At 63.8% G+C, this 1395-nt stretch carries 1 protein-coding gene; it reads left to right on the forward strand.

Annotated elements, in window-relative coordinates; genetic code table 11:
* The first annotated feature begins 125 nt into the window (after window positions 1-125).
* Window positions 126-1160 (forward strand): IS110 family RNA-guided transposase, encoded by a 1035-nt coding sequence (locus tag HL671_RS37805; protein WP_041750297.1) that lies wholly within the window; start codon window positions 126-128, stop codon window positions 1158-1160.
* The last annotated feature ends 235 nt before the right edge of the window (window positions 1161-1395 follow it).

A 1395-nucleotide genomic window follows, 5' to 3' on the forward strand; every position in this document is an offset into this window, starting at 1 on the left:
CACTCCTGCGCTATTTGGGAGCGCGTTCGCGTGCCGCCCGGTTGGCGGAAAGGTGGTCGTCCCTCAAATTGATGGTGTTCAACGGAGTCGGGCAAGCCCGCTCCTCGCATCATTAGGGGACGACCATGAACCACTATGCCGGAATTGACGTGTCTTTGAAATCCTCGGCGGTCTGCATTGTCGATGGGGCGGGCAAGATCGTTCGGGAAGCGGCAGTCGAGAGTGAGCCGGCAGTCTTGATCGGCTGGTTCAAGCAGTTCGGCATCGAGGTTGAGCGGATCGGTCTGGAGGCAGGGCCGCTGTCGCAATGGCTGTATGCGGCGATGCAGGAGGCGGGTCAGCGGGTCGAACTGCTGGAGACGCGGCACGTGCGTGACGCCTTCAGGGCGATGTCGGTGAAGTCCGACCGCAACGATGCAAGGGGTATTGCCCAGCTGATGCGGCTTGGCTGGTTCCGTCCGGTTCATTGCAAATCGATCGAGGCGCAGGAGATGCGTGCGGTTCTTACGGCACGCAAGCTGCTGCAATCGAAGCTGCACGACGTCGAGAACTGTTTGCGCGGCGTGCTACGGGGCTTCGGCTTGAAGGTCGGCAAGACCACCGATCGCAGCTTCGCGACGCGAATCGAGGCGCTGGTGGCTGGCCATTCGGGACTGACGCTGGTCGTGCAGGCGCTGCTCGAGGCTCATACGGTGCTGCTGCGCGAGTTCAAGAAGCTGGACAAGCAGGTGCAACAGCTCGCGAAGGCCCATCCGCAGGCCAAGCTGTTGATGACCACGCCGGCCGTCGGCCCGATCGTCGCGCTGACCTACATGTTCGCAATCGACGACCCCAAGCGCTTCCGATCCTCCAAGGCGACAGGCGCGCATTTTGGCCTCACGCCGAGACGGTACCAGTCCGGCGAGACCGACTATAGCGGCCGCATCACGAAGGTCGGCGATGCGTCGGTGCGCGAGGCGCTCTATCAGGCGGCGCACATCATGCTGACCAAGCCGGTCAAGAACTGCTCACAGCTGAAGAGCTGGGCGATGCGGGTCGCCAGGCGCGCCGGCCCGCGCAAAGCCAAGGTGGCTCTGGCGCGCAAGCTTGCCGTGATCCTTCACCGCATGCTCGCCGACAACATGCCGTTCAACCCCGCGGCCAAGGCTGCCGCGACCTAGGGGAGCATCGATCGAGTTCTGGGCGGGCCACGACACCAGGCTCTCCCCGAGCAGGGTCCCTTCGCCGGGACGATGGATCCGGTCAGGCCGCCATCCGGGCAGTCGGTTCAAAACCACGCTCTCCGTAGATTGGCCGGCCGGTTCCTCTTACGCAGCCCAACAGGTGGCGGCCATGCGCCGACCCCGTACAGAAGCAAGGGCCCGGCGAGAGGACATGCAGAATTGGGATTGACAA

Source organism: Bradyrhizobium denitrificans (assembly GCF_013179005.1).
Lineage (GTDB): Bacteria > Pseudomonadota > Alphaproteobacteria > Rhizobiales > Xanthobacteraceae > Bradyrhizobium > Bradyrhizobium denitrificans.